The organism is Micromonospora sp. IBSANI012 (genome assembly GCF_052814045.1).
In genome coordinates, this window is sequence record NZ_CP199933.1 from 2,278,258 (window position 1) to 2,303,299 (window position 25,042).

Genomic DNA, 25,042 nt, shown 5'->3' on the forward strand with positions numbered 1-25,042 from the left:
GATCGTCGGGATGAGCTGCCGCTTCCCCGGCGGGGTGAGCACACCGGAGCAGCTGTGGCGGCTGGTCGCCGACGGGGTCGACGCGATCGGCGATTTCCCCGCCGACCGGGGCTGGAACGTCGACGAGCTGTACGACCCGACCGGCGAGCGCCCGCACACCAGCTACGTCCGGCAGGGCGGGTTCCTCACCGACGCCGCCGCCTTCGACCCGGCGTTCTTCGGGATCAGCCCCAACGAGGCGACCATCATGGACCCGCAGCAGCGGCTGCTGCTGGAGTGCGCCTGGGAGGCGTTCGAGCGGGCCGGCATCGACCCCGGCACGCTGCGCGGCAGCCGTACCGGGGTGTTCGCCGGGCTGATGTACCACGACTACGCCAGCAGCCACGCCACCGGCTCGGTCGCCTCCGGCCGGGTGGCGTACGCGCTGGGGTTGGAGGGGCCGGCGGTCACCGTGGACACCGCCTGCTCGTCGTCGCTGGTCGCGTTGCACCTGGCGGTGCAGGCGCTGCGATCGGGGGAGTGCACCTTGGCGCTCGCCGGTGGCGCGGCGGTGATGGCAACGCCGGAGGCCTTCGTCGAGTTCAGCCGCCAGCGGGGGCTGGCCCCGGACGGCCGGTGCAAGTCGTTCGGCGCGGGCGCCGACGGCACCGGCTGGGGCGAGGGTGCCGGCTTCCTGCTGGTGGAACGCCTCTCGGACGCCCAGCGCCTCGGCCACCCGGTGCTCGCCGTGGTTCGTGGCACGGCGGTGAATCAGGACGGCGCGTCGAACGGCTTCTTCGCCCCGAACGGCCCCGCCCAGCAGCGGGTGATCCGCGCCGCCCTCGCCTCGGCCGGCGTCCCGGCCGCCGAGGTGGACGTCGTGGAGGCGCACGGCACCGGCACCACCCTCGGCGACCCGATCGAGGCGCAGGCCCTGCTCGCCACGTACGGGCAGGACCGGCCCGCCGAGCGTCCGCTCCGGCTCGGGTCGATCAAGTCGAACCTCGGGCACACCCAGGCTGCCGCCGGCGTCGCCGCCGTCATCAAGATGGTGCAGGCGATGCGGCACGGGGTGCTGCCCCGGACCCTGCACGCCGAGGAGCGCTCGCCCCAGGTGGACTGGTCGTCCGGCGCGGTCGAGCTGCTGACCGAGGCACGCGAGTGGCCGGCGGACGGGCACCCGCGCCGGGCCGGCATCTCGTCGTTCGGCCTCTCCGGCACCAACGCCCACGTCATCGTCGAACAGGCCCCGGAGTCCGCCCCGCAGCCGGACGCCGACGTGCCTTCGTCGCTGGTGCCCTGGGTGCTGTCGGCGAAGTCCGACCCGGCGCTACGGGAACTCGCGGACCGCTTCGCCGCTGTCGGCGGAGACTTGTCGCCGGTGGATTTGGGCGCCGCGGCCCGAACCCTGGTCACCGGTCGGGCGGCGTTCGGCCACCGGGCGGTGGTGTGGGGCGCGGACCCGGCCGAGCTGTCCGCCGGGCTCGCGGCGGTGGCGGCGGGGGAGCGGGCTCCCCACGCCGTCTCCGGGGTGGCCCGGTCCGGTCGGCTGGCGGTGTTGTTCACCGGTCAGGGCGCCCAGCGTCTGGACATGGGTCGTGAGGTGCACGCGGCCTTCCCGGTGTTCGCTGCTGCTTTCGACGCGGTGGTGGCGGAGCTGGATTTGCACCTGGATCGGCCGTTGTGTGACGTGATCTGGGGTGACGACGAGGAGCTGATCCGGCGGACGGGTTACGCGCAGGCGGGGCTGTTCGCGGTCGAGGTGGCGTTGTTCCGGCTGGTGGAGTCGTGGGGCGTGCGACCGGACTTCGTGGCCGGACACTCGATCGGTGAGCTGGCTGCCGCGCACGTGGCCGGGGTGTTGTCGCTGTCGGATGCGGCCCGTCTGGTGGCGGCTCGTGGGCGGTTGATGCAGGCGTTGCCCGTTGGTGGGGCGATGGTGGCAATCCAGGCGTCGGAGGAGGAGGTGCGGGCGGCGCTGTCGGCACAGGATGCCTCCTTCGCGCCCCACCGACCTGATGACGTAAACGATTCAGCCCCCCATGACGAGGGTGCGGCGGCAGGCGCCGGTGTGGACATCGCCGCCGTCAACGGCCCCCGGTCGGTGGTCATCTCCGGCCCCGAAGCCGCCGTGCTGCACGTGGCCGAGCACTTCACCAAGCTGGGACGAAAGACGAGCCGCCTGCGGGTGAGTCACGCCTTCCACAGCGGGCTGATGGACCCCATGCTCGACGAGTTCCGGGCCGTCGCAGCAGAGTTGACCTACACCGAGCCGCAGCTCCCGGTCGTGTCGAACCTGACCGGCGCCCTGGCCACCACCGAGCTGACCGACCCCGACTACTGGGTCCGCCACGTCCGGGAGGCCGTGCGTTTCGCCGACGCCGTCACCGCCCTGCACCAGGCGGGCGCGACCACGTTCCTGGAACTCGGCCCGGACGCCGCCCTCACCCCGATGATCGAGGGCATCCTCACCGACGACGCCACGATCATCCCCAGCCTGCGCCGGGGACACGACGAACAGCGGCAGGCCCTCACCGCCCTGGCCAGGCTGCACGTCACCGGCACCACAATCGACTGGACCGCGCTGCTCCCGCAGACCACCCGCACCGTCGAGCTGCCCACCTACCCCTTCCAGCGGCAGCGGTACTGGCTGCACACCCTCGACTACCTCGCCGAGTCCTGGCTGGCCGGCGCGCTCGGCGACGACCCGGCCGCGCTCGGTCTGGCCCCCGTCGACCACCCGCTGCTGCGGGCCGCCGTGGCCTCCGCCCAGGCCGACGGTCTCGTCCTCACCGGCCGGCTGTCCCGGCAGGCCCAGCCCTGGCTCGCCGATCACGACGTGCTCGGCACCGTGCTGCTGCCCGGCACCGGCCTGGTCGAACTCGCCCTGCGCGCCGGCGAGGAGGCCGGCTGCCACCGCCTCGACGAGCTGACCCTCACCGCGCCGCTGGTGCTGCCCGAACGCGGCGACGTCATGGTGCAGGTGGTCGTCGGCGACCCCGACAGCGCCGGCCGCCGTACCGTCGGCGTCTACTCCCGGGCCCCCGGCGGCCGGTGGACACTGCACGCCGACGGGCTGCTCGCCGCCGACGCCGCCGAGCCGTCCGTCGACCTGACCGCCTGGCCGCCGCCGGGCGCGACCCCGCTGGACACCGAGGGCGCGTACGAGCGGTTGCGCGGGCGGGGGTACGCGTACGGGCCGACGTTCCAGGGGCTGCGGGCCGCCTGGGAACGCGGCGACGAGCTGTACGCCGAGGTGGCCCTGCCCGACGAGGCGCACCCGGACGCCGCCCGGTTCGGCCTGCACCCGGCCCTGCTCGACGCCGCCATGCACGCCTCCCTGCTCCAGGACCACGACGGCTCCGGGGCGACGCTGCTGCCGTTCGCCTGGAACGGCGTCTCCCGGCACGCCCTCGGCGCCACCGCGCTGCGGCTGCGGATGGCACCCACCGGGCCGGACAGCGTCACCCTCACCGTCGCCGACCCGTCCGGGCAGCCGGTGCTCACCGTCGGGTCGCTGGTCTCGCGGCCGGTCTCCGCCGCGCAACTCGACGGCGTGCGGGCCGGCCGCGACCAGGTGTTGCACCGGGTGCGCTGGCAGTCGGCGACCATCCCGGACGGGGCGCCGGACCCGTCCCGCTGGGCGGTGGTCGGCGACGCCGTCGCGGTGCCGGGGGTGCCGTCGTACGCCGATCTGGACGCGGTCGGCGCGGCGGCCGACGTACCGGAGGTGGTGCTGCTGCCGCTCGCGGCCGGCGACGGCGACGTGCCGGCGGTGGTCCGCGAGGTGACCGGGGCGGCGCTGGCGGCCGTGCGGGCCTGGCTGGCCGACGACCGGTTCGCCGACTCGCGGCTGGTGCTGCTCACCCGGGAGGCAGTGGTCACCGGCCCCGACGACCGGGTGGCGCTGGACCAGGCGCCGGTCTGGGGCCTGGTCCGGGCGGCGCAGGCGGAGAACCCGGAGCGGTTCGTCCTCGCCGACACCGACGGCCGGCCGGAGTCCTGGGCCGCGCTGCCGGCGGCCCTCGCGGCGGGCGAGCCGGAGCTGGCGCTGCGCGCCGGACGCCTGTTCGTGCCCCGGCTCGTCCCGGTATCCGGCTCCGCGACGCCCGGCGGCGCCGCTACCGGCACCGCCGCACCCGCTACAACGCCCGGCGACACCGCCACCGACGCCGGCACGCGCGACGGCGCCGCGACGGACCCCGGCACGCGCGACCACCGCGCGATCGTTGGCGACCGGTCGACCGGTGCATCGGCCGGCGGCACGGCGCTGGTCACCGGCGGCACCGGCGGGCTCGGCGCGCTGGTGGCGCGGCACCTGGTCACCGCGCACGGCGTCCGCCACCTGGTGCTCACCAGTCGGCGCGGGCCCGCCGCCCCCGGCGTGGACGCGCTGGTCGGCGAGCTGGCCGCGCTCGGCGCGACGGTACGCGTGGCGGCCTGCGACGCCGCCGACCGGGAGGCCCTGGCCGCCGTGCTGGCCGACATCCCCGCCGCGCACCCGCTGCGGATCGTGGTGCACGCCGCCGGGGTCGCCGACAACGGCGTGGCCGCCACGCTCACCCCGGAACGGCTCGCGGCGACCCTCGCGCCCAAGGTGGACGGTGCCTGGCACCTGCACGAGCTGACCCGCGAGGCGGAGCTGACCGCGTTCGTGCTCTTCTCCTCCGCGGGCGGGCTGGTGCTCGCCGCCGGCCAGGCCGGCTACGCGGCGGCGAACGTCTTCCTCGACGCGCTCGCCGAGCACCGGGCCGCCGGAGGGCTGCCGGCGACCTCGCTGGCGTACGGGCTGTGGGGCACCGACGCGGGGCTGGGTGCCGTGCTCAGCGACGCCGACCTGGAACGGATGGCCCGCCAGGGCTTCCCCGCCCTCAGCGCGGCCGACGGGCTGGCCGCGTTCGACACCGCACTGCGGGACCGGCCGGTCACCCTCGTCCCGCTCCGGATCGACCCGACCGCCGTGCGCACCGACGCCGGCATTCCCGCGCTGCTGCGCGCCCTGGTCCGGGCGCCCCGGCGGTTGCGCCGGGCCACCGACACCCCGGCCGCCGCCGGGCGGTTCGCCGGCCTGTCCGGCTCCGACCGGCTCCGCGCCCTGCGGGACCTGGTCCGCGCCCACGTCGCCGCCGTCCTCGGGTACGAGTCCGCCGAGGCGGTGGAGCCGGACCGCGCCTTCTCCGAGCTGGGCTTCGACTCGCTCTCGGCGGTGGAACTGCGCAACGCGCTGGGCGCGGCGACCGACCTGCGGCTGCCCGCCACGCTGGTCTTCGACTACCCGACCGCCGACGCCGTCGCGGCGTACCTCGACTCGTTGCTCGGCGGGGTCTCCGCCGACGCACCCGCCCAGGCCGGGCCGCGCCCGGTGGACGAGCCGATCGCCATCGTCGGGATGAGCTGCCGCTTTCCCGGCGGGGTCGGCTCGCCGGAGGAGCTGTGGCGGTTGGTCGCCGACGGGGTGGACGCGATCGCGCCGCTGCCCACCGACCGGGGCTGGGCCGACGACCTGTACCACCCCGAGCCGGGCCGCCCCGGCCGCTGCTACGCCCGGGCCGGCGGGTTCCTGCCCGACGCCGCCGACTTCGACGCCGGCTTCTTCGGCATCAGCCCGAACGAGGCGTACGCGGTGGACCCGCAGCAGCGGCTGCTGCTGGAGTGCGCCTGGGAGGCGTTCGAGCGGGCCGGGATCGATCCGGGCACGCTCAAGGGCAGCCCCACCGGCGTCTTCGCCGGCCTGATGTACCACGACTACGGGTACGGCAGCTCCGCCGGCGGCAGTGCGGCGGCCGGCCGGGTGTCGTACGTGCTCGGCCTGGAGGGCCCGGCAGTGGCGGTGGATACCGCCTGCTCGTCGTCGCTGGTGGCGTTGCACCTGGCGGTGCAGGCGCTGCGGTCGGGGGAGTGCTCGCTGGCGCTCGCCGGCGGCGTGACCGTGATGGCCACCCCGGAGATCCTGATCGAGTTCTCCCGGCAGCGCGGCCTCTCCCCGGACGGCCGGTGCCGCTCCTTCGGGGCGGGCGCCGACGGCACCGGCTGGGCCGAGGGCGCCGGCTTCCTGCTGGTCGAGCGCCTGTCCGACGCCCAGCGGCTCGGCCACCCGGTGCTGGCCGTGGTACGCGGCTCGGCCGTCAACCAGGACGGCGCGTCGAACGGCTTCTTCGCCCCGAACGGCCCGTCGCAGCAGCGGGTGATCCGGGCCGCCCTGGCGTCGGCCGGCGTGCCGGCCGCCGAGGTGGACGTGGTCGAGGCCCACGGCACGGGTACGACCCTCGGTGATCCGATCGAGGCGCAGGCGCTGCTGGCCACCTACGGTCAGGACCGGCCCGCCGACCGGCCACTGTGGTTGGGGTCCATCAAGTCGAACCTGGGGCACACCCAGGCCGCCGCGGGCGTGGCCGGCGTGATCAAGATGGTGCAGGCGATGCGGCACGGCCTGATGCCGCCGACGCTGCACGCCGAGGAGCGCTCGCCGCAGGTGGACTGGTCCGCCGGGGCGGTCGAGCTGCTGACCCGCCCGCGCGAGTGGTCGGCGAACGGGCATCCGCGCCGGGCCGGCGTCTCGTCCTTCGGCCTCTCCGGCACCAACGCCCACGTCATCCTCGAACAGGCCCCACCGCCCCCGACCACCCCCGCGCAGTCGGAGACCGGGATGCAGGGACCGCTGCCCTGGCTGCTCTCCGCCCGCTCCGAGGTGGCGCTACGGGCCCAGGCCGCCCGGCTGCACCGCCACCTGTCGGGCCGGCCGGAGCTGCGGCTGCCGGACGTGGCGTACTCGCTGGCGACCGGCCGCGCCGCCCTGGAACAGCGGGCCGCCGTGCTGGGCGCCGACCGCGACGAACTCCTCGCCGGGCTGGCCATCCTCGCCGACGGCGGGACGGCGCCGACCGTCCTGTCGGGGACGGCCCGGGCCGGTCGGCTGGCGGTGCTGTTCACCGGTCAGGGCGCGCAGCGCCTGGGCATGGGTCGCTCGCTGCACGCGGTGTTCCCGGTGTTCGCCTCGGCCTTCGACGCGGTGGTGGCGGAGCTGGACGGGCACCTGGATCGGCCGTTGCGTGAGGTGGTCTGGGGTGATGACGAGGAGCTGATCCGGCAGACGGGTTATGCGCAGGCCGGCTTGTTCGCGGTCGAGGTGGCGTTGTTCCGGCTGGTGGAGTCGTGGGGTGTGCGGCCGGACTTCGTGGCGGGGCATTCGATCGGTGAGTTGGCTGCCGCGCATGTCGCTGGGGTGTTGTCGCTGGGGAATGCTGCGCGTTTGGTGGCGGCTCGTGGTCGGTTGATGCAGGCGCTGCCGGCTGGTGGGGCGATGGTGGCGGTGCAGGCGTCGGAGGAGGAGGTACGGGCGGCACTGTCAGGACGGGATGCCTCTTTCGCGTCCTACCGACCTGATGACGCAAACGATTCAACCTCCACCTCCACCTCCACCTCCACCTCCACCGGCACCGGCACCGACACCGACACCGACACCGGCAACAGCAACGGCACCGGCACGGTCGCCGGCAGCGGCCCGGTCGCGGCTAACGGCAGCGACGGCGATGGCGATGGCCGGGTCGTGGCCGACGGCGACGCCGACGGCCGTGGCACGCTCGCGGCCAACGGCGAAGCGCTGTTCGCCGCAACCGGCACCGGCATCGGCCCGGCGGCAGGTGCCGGGGTGGACATCGCCGCCGTCAACGGCGCCCGGTCGGTGGTCATCTCCGGCCCCGAGGCCGCCGTGCTGCACGTCGCCGAGCACTTCACCGAGCAAGGTCGCAAGACCACCCGCCTGCGGGTAAGCCACGCCTTCCACAGCCGGCTGATGGACCCGATGCTCGACGAGTTCCGCGCCGTGGCGGCAGAGCTGACCTACGCCGAGCCGCAACTCCCGCTCGTGTCGAACCTGACCGGCGCCCTCGCCACCACCGAGCTGACCGACCCCGACTACTGGGTCCGCCACGTCCGCGAGGCCGTCCGCTTCGCCGACGGCATCACCGCCCTGCACCAGGCAGGCGCGACCACCTTCCTGGAACTCGGCCCCGACGCCGCCCTCACCCCGATGATCGAGGGCATCCTCACCGACGACGTCACCGTCGTGCCGTCCCTGCAGCGGGGACACGACGAACACCGGCAGGCCCTGACCGCCCTGGCGAGGCTGCACGTCACCGGTATCACCATCGACTGGACCGCACTACTCACCGGCAGCCGCGTCGACCTGCCCACCTACCCGTTCCAGCGGCAGCGCTACTGGCGTCCGGAGCGGCCCGGCGGCGAGGGGGCAACCCCGGCCGGCCTCGCCGCGACCGAGCACCCGCTGCTCGGCGCGTCGGTCACCCTCGCCGACACCGACGGCGTGCTCTTCACCGGCCGGCTCTCCGTCGACACCCAGCCCTGGCTCGCCGACCACACGGTCGGCGACACCGTCCTCTTCCCCGGCACCGGCTTCGTCGAGCTGGCGGTCGCCGCCGGCGAGCGGACCGACGCGCCGGTGGTCGAGGAGTTGATCCTGCACGCCCCGCTGATGCTGCCCGAGAACACGGCGGTCACCCTCCAGGTCGCCGTCGGCCCACCCGACGAGGGCGGCTCCCGGTCCGTCACCGTCCACTCCCGCACCGGCGAGGCCGACCCGTGGACCCGGCACGCCGACGGCCGGATCGGCGCCGGCGGCACGGCGCCCGTCGTGGACCTGACCGCCTGGCCACCGCCGGGCGCGACCCCGCTGCCGACCGGCGACGCGTACGAGCGGATGGCCGAACGCGGCTACGGCTACGGGCCCACCTTCCAGGGGCTGCGCGCTGCCTGGCAGCGCGGCGACGAGCTGTACGCCGAGATCAGCCTGCCGGACGCCGCGCACGCCGAGGCCGAGCAGTTCGTGCTGCACCCGGCCCTGCTCGACGCCGCGCTGCACGTGCTCGGGCTCGCCGACGGCGTCGCCGACGACCAGGGCGACACCATGCTGCCGTTCTCCTGGAACACCGTCACCCCGCACGCCACCGGCGCCCGGGGGCTGCGGGTCGCGATCCGCCCGACCGGGCCCCGCGAGGTCTCGCTCGACCTGGCCGACCTCTCCGGCGCGCCGGTCGCCGCCGTCGGCTCCCTCGCCCTGCGGGAGGTCGACGCGACGCAGCTCCGGGCCGCCGCGCCAAGCCGGCAGGACGGGCTGTACCGGCTCGCCTGGACCCCCGCCGCCGAGCTGCCGACCGCCACCACCGGCACCGGATGGGCCGTCATCGGCCAGCCCGGCCCTCACCGCGCCGCGCCCGGCGCCGACACCGGTCCGGCGAACGCATCGACCCCTGCCGCTCCGGGGGCCGACACCGATCGGGCGAACGCCCCGGACCTTGACGCGCTCGGCCGGATCGTCGGCCTGGCGACCGACGGGGGCCTCGCCGTGCCTGGCGTCAACGGCGGCCCGGCAAACGATCGGAATCTGGCCGCGCTCGGCGGTGACGGCCACCCGGCGAACCATCCGGAACTAACCGCGCTCGGCGTCGACGGCCCGGCGAACGCCCCGGCCCCTGCGGCACTCGGCCGGAACGGCGGCCCGGCGAACGACCTGGGTCTCGCCGCACCCGGCGGGGACGGCGGCCCGGCGAACGACCTGGGTCTCGCCGCACCCGGCGGGGACGGCGGCCCGGCGAACGACCTGGGTCTCGCCGCACCCGGCGGGGACGGCGGCCTTCCCAGCTACCGGGACCTCGCCGCGCTCGGCGCCGCCGTGGACGCCGGCCTTCCGCCGCCCGGCGTGGTGCTCTTCCGGGTCCCCCGCCCGGAGACCACACCCAACACCGCCGGGCTTGCCGAGCCGAACACCGACGTCCTGGCCGGCGTCCGCGGCTGCGTGTACGAGGTCCTGGACCTCGTCCAGGCCTGGCTCGCCGACCCCCGCTTCACCGCCGCCCGGCTGGTCCTGCTCACCGAGGGCGCGGTCGGCGCCGACGGGGCGGACGTGGCGCTGGCCCAGGCGCCGGTCTGGGGCCTGCTCCGGGCCGCCCAGGCGGAGAACCCCGGCCGCTTCGTGCTGCTCGACACCGACCGGACCGTCGCGTCCCGGGACGTCCTCGGGCCCGCCCTCGCCACCGACGAGCCGGAACTGATGATCCGCTCCGGCCGAGTCCTGGTGCCCCGCCTGGTCCGCGAGCCGTACGCCCCGGCCGACACCCCGGCCGCGCTGGACCCCGACGGCACCGTGCTGATCACCGGTGGCACCGGTGGGCTGGGCGCACTGGTGGCCCGGCACCTCGCCGGGGCGTACGGGATCAGGCACCTGCTGCTGACCAGCCGGCGCGGGCCGGCGGCGCCCGGGGTGGACGAGCTCCGCGCCGACCTGGCCGCGCTCGGCGCCACCGCCGAGGTGCTGGCCTGCGACGTGGGTGACCGCGACCAGCTCGCGGCGCTGCTCGGTGGCGTGCCCGACCGGCGTCCGCTGACCGCCGTGGTGCACGCGGCGGCGGTGGTGGACGACGGGGTGGTGGGCTCGCTGACCCCGGAGCGGATCGACGGGGTGCTGCGCCCGAAGGTGGACGCCGCCTGGCACCTGCACGAGCTGACCCGCGACGCCGGCCTGGCCGCGTTCGTGCTCTTCTCCTCGGCCGGCGGGCTGGTGCTCGCCGCCGGGCAGGGCGGGTACGCCACGGCGAACGTCTTCCTCGACGCGCTCGCGCAGCACCGGGTGGCGGCCGGCCTGCCCGCCACCTCGGTCGCCTACGGGCTCTGGGGCACCGACGTCGGCCTGGGCGCCTGGCTCACCGAGGCGGACCTGCAGCGGATGGCCCGGCAGGGCCTGCCCGCGCTGACCGTGCCGGAGGGGCTGGCCGCGCTCGACACCGCGCTGCGCAGTCCCCGCGCGACGCTGGTGCCGGTGAAGGTCGACGTGGCGGCGCTGCGCGCCCGCGCCGACGAGCCGCCCGCGCTGCTGCGTGGCCTGCTGCCCCGGGTACGCCGGCGCAGCGCCGCGGCCGCCGTCGACCCGGAGTGGTACGCCCGCCGGCTCGCCGGGCAGTCCCCGGCCGAACAGGAGCGCCAGGTCACCGAGCTGGTACGCGGCCACGCCGCCGCCGTGCTCGGCCACGACGGCCCCGAGGCGGTCGACCCCGAGCGGGACTTCCTCGAACTGGGCTTCGACTCCCTCGCCGCGGTGGAGCTGCGCAACCGGCTCAACGCGGCGACCGGGCTGCGGCTGGCCCCGATGGCGGTGTTCGACAACAAGAATCCCGCCGCGCTGGCCCGGCACCTGCGCGCCGAGCTGGCCCCGGCAGCCGGTGGCGCGCCCGCCCCGGAGCCGGCCGGCGAGCCGGACACCCTGGCCGGGCTGTTCCGGGCGGCGGTGCTCGGCAACGAGGTGCTCAAGGGCTTCAACCTGCTGCGGGCGGTGGCCGACCTGCGACCCCGGTTCACCTGCGCCGCCGACTTCGGGGCGGTGCCACCGGGCGTCACTATGGCCGACGGCCCCGGGTCACCCGTGCTCATCGGAATCAGCACCCCGATGGCCACCGGCGGGCCGCACCAGCATGCCCGGCTGGCCGCCGCGTTCCGGGGCCGGCGTCCGATGGTGTCGCTGACCAACCCGGGCTTCGTCGCCGGGGAGCGGCTGCCCGACTCGGTGGACGCGGTGGTCGACGTGCTGGCCGAGAGCGTCGTCCGGGCCGCCGCCGGACGCCCGTTCGTCCTCATCGGCTACTCCTCGGGCGGGACGCTCGCCTACGCCACCGCCGGGCACCTGGAACGGAGCCTGGGGGTGCGCCCCGCCGGGGTGGTGCTGATGGACACCTACCGGGTCGACACCGATGACCGGGACCAGTCCCGGCTGATGGAGCAGCTCACCGTCGGGCTGGTCCAGGCCGACGCCCGCTTCGGGATGCTCAACAGCGCCGCCCTGTCGGGGATGAACCGCTACTTCGACCTGGTGCCCCGGTTCCGGCTGGACCCGGTCGAGGCGCCGGTGCTCTTCGTCGGCGCGGCCGAGCCGTTCCGGCCCGACGCGGCCGACGACGGCTCCTGGCAGGCCCGGCCCTGGGAGCCGACGCACGAGTACCGCACCGTCGCGGCCACCCACTTCACCATGATCGAGGACCGGGCGGCGGTCGCCGCGGAGGTCGTCGAGGAGTGGCTCGGGACGCTCGCCCCTAGGGGCTGATAGGGGTATGGACCGCCCGTCCCGATCCATAGTGTCTGCCACGGGAAGCGATCGACGCACGATAGGGAGCAACGGATGAGCACCGACGGCAGCTGGCAGCTGGACATCGAGAGCCCGCTCGGCAAGCAGAGCCTCTGGGTCGACCTGACCGCCGAGGGTGAGAAGCTGATCGGCAAGGCCCGGGCCAACGGCCAGGTCATCGACCCCGACATCATCGACGGCGAGCTGGTCGGCGACGTCGCCTCGTGGAAGATCAAGTGCCGCAAGCCGGTCCCGCTGACCATGAAGGTCACCGTCACCGTCAACGGCGACACCATGACCGGCAAGGCCAAGCCGGGCATGTTCGGTACCTTCCCGGTCACCGGCCGCCGCGTCTAGTGACCGCACCGACGACCAAGGGGACGGCGCCGTTCGGCGAATTCCGGACCTGGTACCGGGTCACGGGGGAGCTGTCGCCGCAACGGACCGCGCTGGTGGTCGTGCACGGCGGCCCCGGCAGCACCCACGACTACCTGACCAGCCTCTCCGTGTTCGCCGACGGCGGCACCCCCGTCGTCCACTACGACCAGCTGGGCAACGGGGGTTCCACCCACCTGCCGGGCCGGCCGGCCGAGTTCTGGACCGTCCAGCTTTTCCTCGACGAGCTGGACAACCTCCTGCGCCACCTCGGGATCGCCGACAACTACGCCCTGTTCGGACACTCCTGGGGTGGGCTGCTGGTGGCGAAGCACGCGGCGGCGGCGCCGGCCGGCCTGAAGGGCCTGATCATCGCCGACGCGCCGGCGTCGTACCCGCTGTGGCTGAAGGCGATGGCGGAGCTGCGCGCCGCGCTGCCGGCCGGGGTCGACGACACGCTGCGCCGGCACGAGGCGGCGGGCACCACCGACAGCGACGAGTACCACGGGGCCACCAAGGTCTTCTACGACCGGCACCTGTGCCGGCTCGACCCGTGGCCCCGCGACTACCAGGCCTCCTTCTACGAGCTCTACAACGACCCGACGGTGTACCTCGCGATGAACGGACCGAGCGAGTTCCACGTCATCGGGTCGCTGAAGGCATGGGGCGTCACCGACTGTCTCGCCGACATCGCGGTGCCCACCCTGGTCATCTCGGGCCGCCACGACGAGGCCACCCCGGCCACCGTCCGGCCCTTCATCGACCTCATCCCGGACGCGCGCTGGGAGCTGTTCGACGACTCCAGCCACGTGCCGCACCTGGAGGAGCCGGAGCGGTTCCGCCAGACGGTGGGCGACTACCTCAAGACCGTCGCGCAGGTGTGAAGAAGGACGGACATCCGATGACCGACGCGGTCGGGCGGTTCCCCGCCGACACCCTGGACCAGTTCGTACTCGGCCCCGCCGCCCGCAACCCGGACAAGCCGGCGGTGATCGAGCGGGCCGTCGGCGCGCTGGTGACGGTCACGTACGGCGAGCTGGCCCGCGCGGTCGACGCGCGGGCCACCGCGCTGGCCGAGGCGGGGGTCGGCACCGGCGACCGCGTCGTCATCGAGTCGCAGACCTCCGCCGCCGCCATCGCGCTGCTGCTCGCCTGCTCCCGGCTCGGCGCGGCGTTCGTGCCGGTCGACCCGGACACCCCGGACCTGCGGGTACGCGCCATCGTCGAGGCGACCGACCCGGTGCTGCACATCCGGCCCGCCGGCCGCCCGGCCCGGGAACTGCCGTCGATCACCGCGGTCGCCGAGTTCAGCCCGGACGGGCTGGTCGCCCCCGCCGGCAAGCCCCGGCAGCGCCGCCGCCGCGCGGTGGTGGGCACCGACCCGGCGTACCTGATCTTCACCTCCGGGACCACCGGGCAGCCCAAGGGTGTGGTGCTCAGCCACCACGCCGCGCTGGCCTTCTACCGGGGTGCCCAGCGCTTTCCGGTGGTGGCCGCCGACGACGTGGTGGCCAGCACCTCGCCGCTGGCCTTCGACGTCTCGCTGTTCGACCTCGGGGTCACCCTGGGCAGCGGGGCGACCCTAGCGCCGGTGCCCCGCGAGTTCCTCAGCTTCCCGCGCCGGCTGCTCGGCTTCCTCCGCGACGCCGGCGCGACCGTGGTGCACGGCGTGCCCTCGCTGTGGCGGCCGTTGCTGCGCCACGAGCCCGACGGCCTGGCCGCCCTGGACCAGTTGCGCGGCATCCTCTTCGCCGGCGAGAACTTCCCGCTGGCCGAGCTGCGCCGGCTGCGCGAGCTGCACCCGGGACTGCGGGTCGTCAACGCGTTCGGCGCCACCGAGACGGTGGCCTGCTCCTTCGCCGAGGTGCCCGACCCGCTCCCCGCCGACGCCGAGCGGCTCTCCATCGGCGACGGCTACCCGGGCGCCGAGCTGCTGCTGATCGACTCCGACGGCAGCGTGGTCGACGCGCCCGGCACGGTCGGCGAGATCCACGTCCGCTGCCCGTCGCTGTTCAGCGGCTACTGGGACGACCCGGCGGCCACCCGGCAGGTGCTGGTGCCCGACCCCCTGGAGCCCCGCTCCGGGCAGCTCGTCTACCGCTCCGGTGACCTGGCGTACCGGGGGGCCGACGGGGAGCTGTACTTCTGCGGCCGGACCGACTCGATGGTGAAGATCCGGGGCAACCGGATCGAGCTGGGCGAGGTGGAACGCCGGCTGCTGGACCATCCGACGGTCGGCGCGGCGGTGGCGGTGGCGGCCCCGGCGGCCGACGGCGAGCCGAGCCTGCACGCCTTCGTGGTGCCCCGGCAGGGCGCCACCGTCGGCGCGGCCGAGCTGGTGGAGCGGTGCCGGCGCACCATGCCGGCGTACATGGTCCCGGCGCGGTTCCACTTCCTCACCGAGCTGCCGCTGACCGCCAACGGAAAGGCGAACCGGACCGCGCTGGCCGAACTGGCCCGCGCGGCCCGGTAGGCCGCCGGATCATCCCACCAGGGTCCGCTGCCGCGGCCGGGGCCGCAGCGCCAGCGCCGGGGTCAGGGTCAGCACGTCGAACGGTCGCCGCGCCGCGTCCACCCGGCCCCAGAGCCCGTCCGGACCGGAGACGCAGAGCCGGGACACCCCGTGGGCGCGCAGCGTCTCCAGCGTCCCGGGCCAGCGCACCTGCCGGACGATCCCGTCCAGCAGCAGCCGGCGCACCTGCTCGCCCCGGGTCAGCACCGCGCCGTCGTGATCGGAGACCATCGGCAGCCGCGGGTCGGTGAACGGCAGCCCGGCCACCAGTTCCCGCTCCACCGTCGCCCGCAGCGGGGCGAAGGCGGCCGAGTGCATCGGCGGACTCATCGTGTACAGCGGCAGGCCGCCGCGCGCCCGCACGGCCGCCTGGAGCCACTCCAGGCGGTGCCGGCGCACCGAGAGCATCCAGAAGTCGTCGTCGACGTGGCAGGCCGTCTCGTACCACTCGCCGGCCTCGTCCAACTCGCCGAGGATCTCCGCCAGCCGGGCCCGGGGCGTCCGGGCGAAGGACTGGGTGACCACGTCGGTGTGGGCGTGCGCGAAGTAGGTGTCCAGGTGCCGGTTCCAGCCGACGGTGAGCCGTACCGCGTCGGGGAAGCTGAGCGCCCCGGCGTAGACGGCGGCCGGCGTGCCGCCGAAGCTCGGCCCGACGACGATGTCGGGCCGGACGTCCAGCGCGTCCTCGGCCCAGTACGCCAGCGCCAGGCAGACCACCAGGAACGCCACCCGCTCGCTCTCCGAGTAGCCTCCCTCGGCCTGCCGGTAACGGTCCACCAACGACCAGCCGAGGGCCTCGTCGGCCTGCGCGGTCAGCCGGCGCGCCTCCGGGTTGATCAGCAGGAAGCGTCCGACCTGCGCGAATGAGCTGGGGCTGATGCCGGGGAAGACCACGGCGGTGGCCCCACCGCCGGGCTCCGCCCCGACGCCGTCGGGCGCGGGGCCGGTCACAGCAGGACCTCCGACCGGTACGCGGGCGGCGCCGCCAGGATCTGGGTGGCGATCGCCTCGACGTAGTCGGTGATGGTGACGTCCCGGTCGAGGTAGGGGACCAGCTCGCGGGTCCGCTCGTAGAGCTCGCGGGTGACCGGGGAGAGACCCTCGTTGCCCCGGATGTCGACCGCCTGGGCGGCGCAGAGCAGCTCGAAGGCAACCACGTAGGTGGCGTTGGCGAGCACCTCCCGGGCCCGCCGGGCGGCCACGAAGCCGAACGAGACGATGTCCTGGAAGTCGCCGGTGCTGGTCAGCGACTGCACGGACATCGGTACCGCCAGGGCCCGCGTCTCGGCGGTCAGCGAGGCGGTCATGAACTGCCCGCCCATCAGGCCGAGCCGCAGGCCCGGGTTCTCCCGGCACAGGAAGGCCGGCAGCCCGTTGCTGTTGCTCTTGTCGAGGAACCGGTCGATCCGCCGGTTGGCCAGGTTGGTCAGGGTGGTCAGCGAAATGACCAGGTGGTCCATCGCCATCGCCACGTACTGGCCGTGGAAGTGCCCGTTGTGGAAGACGTCGTTCTCGTCCGGCACCACCAGCGGGTTGTCGTTGGACGAGTTGAGTTCGGCCTCCAGCGTCTCGCCGATCCGGACGAAACTGTCCAGCACCGGACCGAGGATCTGCGGCGTGCACCGGATCGAGTACGCGTCCTCGATGGGCTGCGAGCCGGCCTTCGCCGAGGAGTCCATCTCGGCGGCCAGCGCCGCCTCGGTCTCCTGCTCGTTGACCGCCAGGGTGGACTCCTGCAGGGTGCGCCAGAGCCGGGCGGCGATCTCGCGCTGACCCTTGTGCGGCTTCAGCTCGTGCACCCGCGGGTCGAACGGCTTGGTCATCCCGCGCAGCCCCTCCACGGACAGCGCCGAGACCGTCAGGTACGTCTCCAGCAGCCGGCTGGCCTGGGCGAAGACCAGGCCGCCCAGGCCGACCATGCCGGAGGTGCCGTTGATCAGTGCCAGCCCCTCCTTGAAGCTGAGCGTCATCGGCTCGATGCCGGCCAGCCGCAGCGCCTCCGCGGCGGGCATGGTCTCGCCCCGGTAGCGGGCCCGCCACTGGCCGACGCAGGCCAGCGCGATCGCGGCGAGCGGGCCGAGGTCCCCGCTGGTGCCCAGCGACCCCTTCTCCGGCACGCACGGGATGACCCCGGCGTTGTACACGGCGATCAGCTTCTCCAGGTTCGCCGGCGAGATCGCCGAGTTGCCCCGGGCCAGCGACACGATCCGGGACAGCATGATCGCCCGGACCGTCCGGTCGTCCAGGTGCGGCCCGACGTTGGTGGCCACCGCGTTGATCAGGTTCTCCTGGAGCTGCTGGGCCATGGTGACCGGCACCAGCCAGTCTACGAAGCCGCCCATGCTGGTGTTGACGCCGTAGATGACCCGGCCCTCGTCGACGAAACGCTGCAGCGTCTCCCGGGAGGTCTGGACGCGCTGCCAGACCTTGTCGTCGAGGCCGACCGGCACCGAGTGCGTGGCCGCCGCCTCCAGTTGCTCCAGCCGGACCCACTGGTCGGCTGCCACAGTGAATTCCACGAGATTGAACCCCCTCCGCGGGACGGATGTCAGCGTTGTCCGCGTCGGGCGGGACCAGCGGGCAGCGCGGTGTCGCACTGCCTCTGAGCAGGTGCCCCGTGGAACCCGACGGGTGCGCAGGGTCAGTCAAGCCGCCTCCGTCGCGGGTGGAACAGACCGGGCGTACCCCTAGAAGGGCGCGACCGGCCCCTAACCCGGGCCCGGCCCGGACCCCTTGCCCCGGCGGACGCCGGACCCGGGGGAGTGGGTTCCCTCGGCCGGGGGAGGCCCCGGCAGCGGCGCGTTCGTAGCGTCACCGGCATGGATACGACAGGTGCCGCTGCGCCCACCGTCGGGGGTAAGCGCTGATGCTGGTGCGGACCACGACCCTGGTACGCCGGCCGCCGGAGGCGGTCTGGCCGCTGCTCTGCGACTCCCGGATCACCTCGACGCCCCGCTGCCCGGTGTTCCGGCTCGGCGCGCCCACCCCGGTCGAGTGCTTCCTCCCGGCGGGGCCCGGTGCGGTCGGCGCGCCCCGGCAGTGCGTCTCCGACCAGGGGGTCGTGTACCAGCGGATCACCGAATGGTCGCCGCCGGCCCGGCTGGCGTTCCGGATGGAGCGCACCGACCTGCCGTTCGACTCGTGCGTCAGCGCGTTGAGCGACACCTTCGAGCTGACGCCGGCGGCCGGCGGTCGGGCGACCCGGCTCACCCGCAGCACCCGGGTCGAGGTGCGCGGTCGGTTCCGGTGGGCCCGGGCCCTGGCGGTCGGCATCGGGCTCAAGGCGGTGCACCGGTTCGTCTTCCGCGACTGGCGCCGCTGAACCGGCAGCTCCCCCGGGTGTGCCTACGCCTCGCCGGCGCGGTGGGCCGCGGCGAGGCGTTTCGGCGCGCGGGCGTACCAGGCGTCCAGGACCAGCTCGGTCAGCTCCGGCACGGTGATCCGGTCTAACCGGACCAGCACCGCCGGGTAGCCGTCGAAGTGCGGGGTGGTGAAGTAGATCGCCGGGTCGTCGGCGAGCAGCGCCTCCTTGGCGCCCAGGTCGGGCACCCGCGCGCCGAGGATCGGACCGTCGGGAGCGGCGTCGCCCAGGGCCTCGTGGTCCGCCCGGCGCAGCGGCCGCTCCCACACGAACGGCTTGTCGCGTACCCGCCAGGCCGGCGCGCCGTCGTACGACGGCCGCTCCGTCGTCTCCGGCAGGGCGAGCGCGAGCCGACGTACGTCCTCCCAGCTGGCCACGGTCCGACCATACGACCCGCGGCACGACAGGAACAGGACCTCACCCCGTCCTCCGGTCCGCCACCGCCAGGTGATCAAGAGGTTTGCGTCCTCCCGAGGCGGAATCCTGACGCAAACCTCTTGATCAACTCGCCTCGGCGGAGGGGAAGGGGGGAGCGGGGTGGGGTGGGTCAGGGGAGGGGGTGGGAGATGTTGCGGGCGTGGTCGGCGACGGCGGCGGCGACCACCGTCGCCTCCAGGGGCAGCATCTCCAGGCACCGTCGGACGGCGGCGGCCATCAGCACGTTCGGCACCCGCATGGACAGGGTGCAGTGCGGCACCCAGCGCCCCGGGCGGTACTGCTCGGACAGGGTGATCCCGGCCCTGATCAGCCGCTCGTGCACCAGGGCGTGGTGGGCCAGCAGCTCGACGGTGGGGGTGACGCCGAGCCAGAGCACCCGGCCGACGAACTGGCCGGCGTGGTCGAAACCCAGCCGCAGCGGCGCGGCGACCACCGTCCCGCGCAGCGCGTCGGCCACCCGCTCCGGGTCGAGGCGGGGCGCCACGGCGAGGGACACGTGCGGCCGGTGCCGCTGCTCCAGCAGCGAGCGCATGCTCTGTACGCCCTCGGCCTCCAGCGCGTCCCAGAGGACCCGGATGCGACGGGTGGCGTCGGTGTCCAGATACAGCTCCAGCGCCGCGACCACGTGATCACCCTAGATGCCGGGTTTACCTTGCCCCGGCCGGCGGTACCCGACCGGGAGACGGCGGCCCGCGAAGGAGTGCTCCGGTGGACGTGGACGACCTGCTGACCGAGATCTACGACCGGCTGCCCGACCTGGTGCGCGCGGCGGTGGACGGGCTGAGCCCGGCGGAACTGCGCCGGTCGCCGGCGCCCGGCGGCAACCCGGTCGGCTGGCTGGTCTGGCACCTGACCCGGATCCAGGACCACCATGTCGCCGACCTGCTCGGCGCGGAGCAGGCCTGGACCGCCGGTGACTGGGCCGCGCGGTTCGGGCTCGACCCCGACCCCAACGACACCGGCTACGGCCACACCCCGCAGCGGGTCGCCTCGGTACGCCCGGAGAACTCCCGCGCCCTGGTCGACTACTACGACGCGGTCGCGGGGCGTACCCGGACGTTCCTGGCCGGGCTGCGGCCGGCGGACCTGGACCGGGTGGTGGACGAGGCGTGGGACCCGCCGGTGACCCTCGGGGTGCGGCTGGTCAGCGTGGCCGACGACGGCCTCCAGCACGCCGGCCAGGCCGGCTACGTCCGGGGCCTGCTCCGCGCCGGGTGAGTCGTCACCCGGCCCGGCGCACCCCGGGGTCGTCCAGTTCACCCGTCGTCGCCTCCCTCCGCTCCTGCTACCCCGGATCCGGCGGCGCACCCCCGGGCTAACCCGGCTTGCGAGGGGAGGGACCGGGCCGGCTCACCCGGTTCGGGTGAGGCGGCCTCACCCCGACGCCTGCGACCGTGCTCACCGGGCTGTGGACCGGACGGGGGGAGGGGTGCGATGGGGACGTCGGGGGCGGAGTTCCTGGAGCGGCTGACGTCGCGCCGCCGCCCGCAGCTGCCCGAGACCCTCGCCGGCACGATCCGGCTCGACCTGCACGACGGGGGCCGCACGGAGCACTGGTACCTCACCGTGCACGACCAGTGTCTCGACGTGACCCGCTCGCCCGACGACGCCGACCTGGTGGTGCGGGCCGACCGGGAGGTCTTCGACCGGCTCGTCGACGGCCGGACGGAGGTGGTGCAGTCGCTGATGCGCAACGAGCTGACCGTGCAGGGCGAGATGCGGTTGCTGCTGGCCCTGCGGCGAATCTTCCCGGGCCCGGCCGACGCCCGGCACCCCCGCGACGTCGCCAGAGAGAGCCTGCGCCGGTGAGACAGGAACGCGTCCACGTCATCGCCGGCAACGCCTTCGCGGCCAGCGACGCCCAGGGCGACATGGAGGTCGACCCACGGGCGCCGGTCGGGCTCTTCTCGTTCGACACCCGGTTCCTGTCCCGCTGGGTGCTCACCGTCGACGGTCAGCGGCTGCACGCCCTGTCCCGGGACGACATCAGCCACTTCGAGACACAGTTCTTCCTGGTCCCCGGCACGGCCAGCCACTACGTCGACGCGGACGTCTCGATCATCCGGTACCGCTCCATCAACGAGGGCTTCAACGAGCGGATCACGGTGCTCAACCACTCCACCGGCCCGGCTGAGTTCGTCCTCCGGATGGACATCGACGCCGACTTCGCCGACACCTCGGAGATCCGCAGCCCCCGGCCCCGCCGGACGACCGCGACCGCCTTCCCCGACGAGGGAGTGCTCCGGCTGCGGTACCAGCGGGACCGGTTCTGCCGGGAGGCGGCGGTCTCCACGAGCGCCCCGGGCCATGTCGACCAGGGTGGCATCACCTACCGGATCACCGTCCCCCCGAACGGGCAGTGGGTCACCGACCTGCACGTCAACATGATCATCCACGGCGCCGGCGGCCGGGACGTACGGGCCAGCCTGGCGACGCACCGGCAGCGGGTCGACCACGACATGCGTCACGACCTGCGGGACTGGCTGGATCGGGCCCCGCGGCTGGTGGCCGAGCGCGACGTCCTGACGGACGTCTACGAGGGCGCGCTGACCGACCTGGCCGCGCTGCGCTACACACCGTTGTCCTACCCCGCGCCGGTGCCGGTGGGCGGCCTGCCGTGGGCGATGGCGCTCTACGGCCGGGACGCCATGATCACCTGCTTGCAGACGCTGCCGTTCACCCCTGAACTGGCCCCGGCCACGCTGCGGCTGCTGGCCCTGCTCCAAGGCGGGCGACTCGACGACTACCACGACGAGGAGCCCGGCAAGATCCTCGGCGAGCTGCGCTACGGCGAGTCCGCCGGCTTCGGCGAGGAACCGACGGCGCTCTACTACGGCGCCGCCGACACCACGCCGCTCTTCGTCGTCCTGCTCGACGAGTACGAGCGCTGGTCCGGCGACGCCGCGCTGGTCCGGGAGCTGCAGCACCCGGCGCGGATGGCGCTGGACTGGATCGACGCGTACGGGGACCCGACCGGCGACGGCTACCTTCGCTACCAGCGGCGCAACTCGCGCAACGGGCTGGTCAACCAGACCTGGAAGAACTCGCCCGACGCGATCGTGCACCGCGACGGCCGCCAGCCCGCCCTCCCGCGGGCCACCTGCGAACTCCAGGGGTACGCGTACGACGCGAAGCTGCGGGGTGCCCGGCTGGCGCGGGAGTTCTGGGGCGACCCGGCGTACGCCCACCGGCTGGAGGGGGAGGCGGCGGCGCTCAAGGAGCGGTTCAACCGGGACTTCTGGCTGCCCCGGCGCGGGCACTACGCGCTGGCGCTGGAGCCGGACGGCACCCCGGTGGAGACGCTCACCTCCAACATCGGCCACCTGCTGTGGAGCGGGATCGTCGACCAGGAGCGGTCCGCGCAGGTCGCGGAGCACCTGCTCGGGCCGCAGATGTTCACCGGGTGGGGCGTGCGGACGCTGGCCGAGGGGCAGTTGCCGTACAACCCGGTGGGGGCGCACGTCGGGGCGGTCTGGCCGTCGGACAACTCGCTGATCGCCGCCGGCCTGCGCCGCTATCACCACGACGACGAGGCGGCCCGGGTCGCGGCCGGTGTCCTCGCGATCGCGGAGCTGCTCGGCGGCCCGGTGCCCGAGGTGATCGCCGGCTACCCACGCGAGCACACCGAGTATCCCGTCCAGCTGCCGATGGCGGGCAGCCCGCAGTCCTGGGCCTCCGGGGCGCTGCTGATGCTGCTGGGCACCATCCTCGGGCTGCGGCCCTGCGGGGACGAGCTGCTGGTCACCCCGGCCGTGCCGCAGGGGTTCGGCCGGCTGGAGCTGCTGGACGTCCCCGGCCGCTGGGGCCACGCCGACGCGTACGCCCGGGACCGCTCGGTCCGCGCGAACGGGCGGCCTTCCCGGCCGCGCTGACCGCGACCGCGTCGCGCCCTCGACCGTCGCCGCGGCGCGGTCACCGCTGGGCGGCGGGTGTCTCCGTCGCGGCGTCGTCGGGGGCCGGGCCCGGCGGGGGAACGGCGGGCGCCGGGGCGTCGGCCGGCCGGGCGGCGACCCGCCGGGACAGTCTGCGGTCGACGCCGACGAAGAGCAGGCCGAGCAACCAGAACGCGAAGGCGAAGAAGACCGCGCTGACCGACACCCCGGCGTAGCCGAGCTGCCCGGCGTCGATGAACGGGTACGGGTACCGGTGCACGACGAGCCCGCGCACCAGCGCGAAGCCCAGGTACGCCAGCGGGAACGCCAGCCACCAGGCGGCGTAGCGCAGCCGTAGCCGGCCGCGCTGGTCGAACAGCGCCCAGTCGGCGATCGCGAGCAGCGGCACGACGGTGTGCAGGAACTGGTTGCCCAGCGCCTCGCCGAGCGCGCGGTCCGGCTGGGGCATCGCGAAGGGGCTGGCCGGGTTGGCCAGGACCAGGTGGTAGACCACCCCGGTGATGGTGATGTAGAGGGTGACCGCGCCCTTGAGCGCCGACGGCGGCTCGGGCCGTGCCCGCCAGGCCCGCCAACCCGCGTGGCCGGCGAAGAGCCCGACCGCGACGTTGCTCTGGATGGTGAAGTACGGCAGGAGGCCGGTGACCGTGGCCGGACCGAGCGCGGTGAGCACGATCCCGGCCAGCACGCTGATGACGATCGCCAGGCGGAAGGCCACCGCCACGCGTCGACGCCGCAGACTCATCGGCGCAAGCTACCAGCCCGGCGCTCACCAGCCGGCGGAGCCGGCTGGCCGGCGATGGTCAGTGGGTCGGGCGGGACGGGACGGTCCGGGCGGGGGCGTCCGGCTTGCCGCCCGCGGTGGAGGGTGCGGGCGAGGGCCGGCCGGTCGGCCGTTGGGTGGGCGCCGGGTGGATGGCCGAGGGGGGCGCGGAGGGGCCGTTGTCGCGGACCACGCGTTCGCAGTAGCCGGCCACCTCGTCCCGGCCACCGGCCCTGGTGACGAGGCCGGCGAAGGCCGGGTTGTCCAGGGCTCGGCCGGGGTTGTCGCCGGCCGCGGCGCGGTAGGCGCGGCACAGCCCGAGGATCGACGCGGCCGGCGTCGGCCTGCTCGGTTCCGGCTTCACGCTGGACGGAGCGGGGGACCCAGCGGTGGTGCGCGGCGTGGTCGATTGCGGCACGGCGGACGGTGGGGTGACCGGCGCGTCGCGGTGCAGCGGTCCGGGCAACGTGCCGGTGGCGGCGGCGAAGGCGACGCCCCCGGTGGCGGCCACGGCGAGGCCGGCGAGCGCGACCTTCAGCCCGGCCAGTCGGGCCAGGGAGAACGAGCGGGCGGGCGACGGAGCCGGCAGCGGCGCCCCGGCGCGGGCGCTGCGGAACGCGTGCATCGCGGCGGTCTCCCCGCGCAGCTCGCCGGGGTGCGGCGCGGCACGCACCGCCGTCAGCAGCCGGACGAGCGGCTCCGGGCCGTCGTGCGGGTCGACGACCGGGCCGACGAGCAGCCGCTCGACGGTTTCCTGGTCCATCCGATGTGCGTTCATCTCGTGTCCCTCAGCGCCGGGCACCCCCCCGACGTCACATCTCCGCCCTGAGGGTGGCGCTGATCACGCGACGACACCCGTCAGGTCAACCGCGACACGTCAGCACCCTTACAGGGCGTGACAATGAGGGTGGTTGCGCTGCCGGATGTGCGGGATGGGCAGGCCATCGAGATCGGCGGGATCCGGGACGACGTCTGCGACCTCGAGCGACCCCGCTGACCCGGGACGGGTCAGCCCATCGTCTTGGCGCCGTCGATCGCCTCGCGGAGGATGTCGGCGTGCCCGGCGTGCTGCGAGGTCTCCGCGATGAGGTGCAGCAGGACCCGGCGCACCGACCAGCTCGCACCCGGCTCGAACCAGGGCGCCACCGGCAGCGCCTGCGCGGCGTCCAGGTCGAGGGTGGCGATCAGCTCGTCGGTGCGGGCGGCGACCTGCGCGTAGTGGTCGAGCAGCCCGGCGAGGGTCTCGCCCTCGACCATCCGGAACCCGTTCGCCCAGTCCAGCGGCTCGCTCTGCATCGCCTCCGCGCCGCCGACCGCGAACCGCATCCAGCGGTCCTCGGTGACCGCCACGTGCTTGATCAGCCCGCCGAGGCAGAGCTCACTGACCGTGGTGCGCGCCGCGGCCTGCTCGTCGGTCAGCCCGCGCACCGTCTGCCGCAGAAAACCCCGGTGCCGGCCGAGGGTCTGGGTCAGGTCGGCCCGCTCGCCGGTGAGAACCCGCTCCGAAGTGGTCATCGCTGCACCTTCCGTCGATGTCGTCGAGGCTCAGGCTAGGCCGGTGCACCGACAGTTCCGCGCCCGCCACGCGACGCCAGCG

At 74.7% G+C, this 25,042-nt stretch carries 14 protein-coding genes and 2 pseudogenes; 9 read left to right on the plus strand and 7 right to left on the minus strand.

The features are described 5' to 3' along the window. Position 1: 1 nt before the first annotated feature. From ACTWM8_RS10480 to ACTWM8_RS10500, 5 genes and pseudogenes are all read left to right on the plus strand, one after another. Positions 2-7,312, plus strand: a pseudogene (locus ACTWM8_RS10480) (type I polyketide synthase); the annotation flags it as partial. 375 nt (positions 7,313-7,687) lie between these two features. Beyond that, positions 7,688-12,085, plus strand: a pseudogene (locus ACTWM8_RS10485) (SDR family NAD(P)-dependent oxidoreductase); the annotation flags it as partial. Positions 12,086-12,160: 75 nt separating this feature from the next. Further along, positions 12,161-12,463 carry a hypothetical protein gene (locus ACTWM8_RS10490; protein WP_154938578.1) on the plus strand — a complete coding sequence of 101 codons (303 nt, stop codon included), beginning with the start codon at positions 12,161-12,163 and terminating at the stop codon, positions 12,461-12,463. Beyond that, entirely contained in the window at positions 12,463-13,365 is a 903-nt protein-coding gene (locus ACTWM8_RS10495; RefSeq protein WP_446213635.1) for a proline iminopeptidase-family hydrolase, read from the plus strand. Before ACTWM8_RS10490 ends, ACTWM8_RS10495 begins: the two co-directional genes overlap by 1 nt. Positions 13,366-13,382: 17 nt before the next feature. Further along, positions 13,383-14,954, plus strand: a complete 1,572-nt coding sequence (locus tag ACTWM8_RS10500) for an amino acid adenylation domain-containing protein (RefSeq protein WP_446213636.1) — start codon at positions 13,383-13,385, stop codon at positions 14,952-14,954. 9 nt (positions 14,955-14,963) lie between these two features. On the opposite strand, the gene ACTWM8_RS10505 is transcribed toward ACTWM8_RS10500, so the two are convergent. After that, positions 14,964-15,944: an ACP S-malonyltransferase gene (locus ACTWM8_RS10505; RefSeq protein ID WP_446213637.1), complete on the minus strand. Its 981-nt coding sequence runs from the start codon at positions 15,942-15,944 to the stop codon at positions 14,964-14,966. Then, positions 15,941-17,512 (minus strand): phenylalanine aminomutase (D-beta-phenylalanine forming), encoded by a 1,572-nt coding sequence (locus tag ACTWM8_RS10510; RefSeq protein WP_446213638.1) that lies wholly within the window; start codon positions 17,510-17,512, stop codon positions 15,941-15,943. Before ACTWM8_RS10510 ends, ACTWM8_RS10505 begins: the two co-directional genes overlap by 4 nt. Before the next feature lie 347 nt (positions 17,513-17,859). Here ACTWM8_RS10510 and ACTWM8_RS10515 point away from each other — a divergent pair, with 347 nt between their 5' ends. Then, positions 17,860-18,315, plus strand: coding sequence for an SRPBCC family protein (locus ACTWM8_RS10515; protein WP_446213639.1), 456 nt, complete (start codon positions 17,860-17,862; stop codon positions 18,313-18,315). Positions 18,316-18,338: 23 nt separating this feature from the next. On the opposite strand, the gene ACTWM8_RS10520 is transcribed toward ACTWM8_RS10515, so the two are convergent. Beyond that, the gene (locus tag ACTWM8_RS10520) at positions 18,339-18,731 is read right to left on the minus strand and encodes an MmcQ/YjbR family DNA-binding protein (RefSeq protein ID WP_446213640.1); all 393 of its coding nucleotides are present in this window, start codon (positions 18,729-18,731) and stop codon (positions 18,339-18,341) included. Between the two features lie 170 nt (positions 18,732-18,901). Then, complete coding sequence (locus ACTWM8_RS10525) at positions 18,902-19,417, minus strand: 2'-5' RNA ligase family protein (protein ID WP_446213641.1); 516 nt, start codon at positions 19,415-19,417, stop codon at positions 18,902-18,904. An 83-nt stretch (positions 19,418-19,500) separates the two neighbouring features. Between ACTWM8_RS10525 and ACTWM8_RS10530 the strand changes: the two genes are divergently transcribed. From ACTWM8_RS10530 to ACTWM8_RS10540, 3 genes are all read left to right on the plus strand, one after another. Continuing rightward, on the plus strand, positions 19,501-20,010 hold the full coding sequence (locus ACTWM8_RS10530) for a mycothiol transferase (RefSeq protein ID WP_446213642.1): 510 nt from the start codon (positions 19,501-19,503) through the stop codon (positions 20,008-20,010). 216 nt (positions 20,011-20,226) lie between these two features. Beyond that, positions 20,227-20,601, plus strand: coding sequence for an SCP2 sterol-binding domain-containing protein (locus ACTWM8_RS10535; protein ID WP_446213643.1), 375 nt, complete (start codon positions 20,227-20,229; stop codon positions 20,599-20,601). Next, positions 20,598-22,664, plus strand: a complete 2,067-nt coding sequence (locus ACTWM8_RS10540) for an amylo-alpha-1,6-glucosidase (protein ID WP_446213644.1) — start codon at positions 20,598-20,600, stop codon at positions 22,662-22,664. Before ACTWM8_RS10535 ends, ACTWM8_RS10540 begins: the two co-directional genes overlap by 4 nt. Positions 22,665-22,704: 40 nt before the next feature. On the opposite strand, the gene ACTWM8_RS10545 is transcribed toward ACTWM8_RS10540, so the two are convergent. The 3 genes from ACTWM8_RS10545 to ACTWM8_RS10555 all read right to left on the minus strand — a co-directional run bounded on the left by ACTWM8_RS10545 (position 22,705) and on the right by ACTWM8_RS10555 (position 24,960). Further along, complete coding sequence (locus ACTWM8_RS10545; protein WP_446213645.1) at positions 22,705-23,427, minus strand: Pr6Pr family membrane protein; 723 nt, start codon at positions 23,425-23,427, stop codon at positions 22,705-22,707. Between the two features lie 58 nt (positions 23,428-23,485). Beyond that, on the minus strand, positions 23,486-24,223 hold the full coding sequence (locus tag ACTWM8_RS10550; protein WP_446213646.1) for a hypothetical protein: 738 nt from the start codon (positions 24,221-24,223) through the stop codon (positions 23,486-23,488). A gap of 230 nt (positions 24,224-24,453) precedes the next feature. Next, a complete protein-coding gene (locus ACTWM8_RS10555; RefSeq protein WP_377606343.1) occupies positions 24,454-24,960 on the minus strand; it encodes a DinB family protein in 507 nt (168 codons plus the stop codon). Positions 24,961-25,042: the final 82 nt, after the last annotated feature.

Coding starts and splice junctions, on each gene's coding strand:
- ACTWM8_RS10550 (WP_446213646.1), bottom strand. CDS start 24,223: ATGAACGCACATCGGATGGACCAGGAAACCGTCGAGCGGCTGCTCGTC.
- ACTWM8_RS10555 (WP_377606343.1), bottom strand. CDS start 24,960: ATGACCACTTCGGAGCGGGTTCTCACCGGCGAGCGGGCCGACCTGACC.
- ACTWM8_RS10515 (WP_446213639.1), top strand. CDS start 17,860: ATGCTGGTGCGGACCACGACCCTGGTACGCCGGCCGCCGGAGGCGGTC.
- ACTWM8_RS10535 (WP_446213643.1), top strand. CDS start 20,227: ATGGGGACGTCGGGGGCGGAGTTCCTGGAGCGGCTGACGTCGCGCCGC.
- ACTWM8_RS10490 (WP_154938578.1), top strand. CDS start 12,161: ATGAGCACCGACGGCAGCTGGCAGCTGGACATCGAGAGCCCGCTCGGC.
- ACTWM8_RS10500 (WP_446213636.1), top strand. CDS start 13,383: ATGACCGACGCGGTCGGGCGGTTCCCCGCCGACACCCTGGACCAGTTC.
- ACTWM8_RS10545 (WP_446213645.1), bottom strand. CDS start 23,427: ATGAGTCTGCGGCGTCGACGCGTGGCGGTGGCCTTCCGCCTGGCGATC.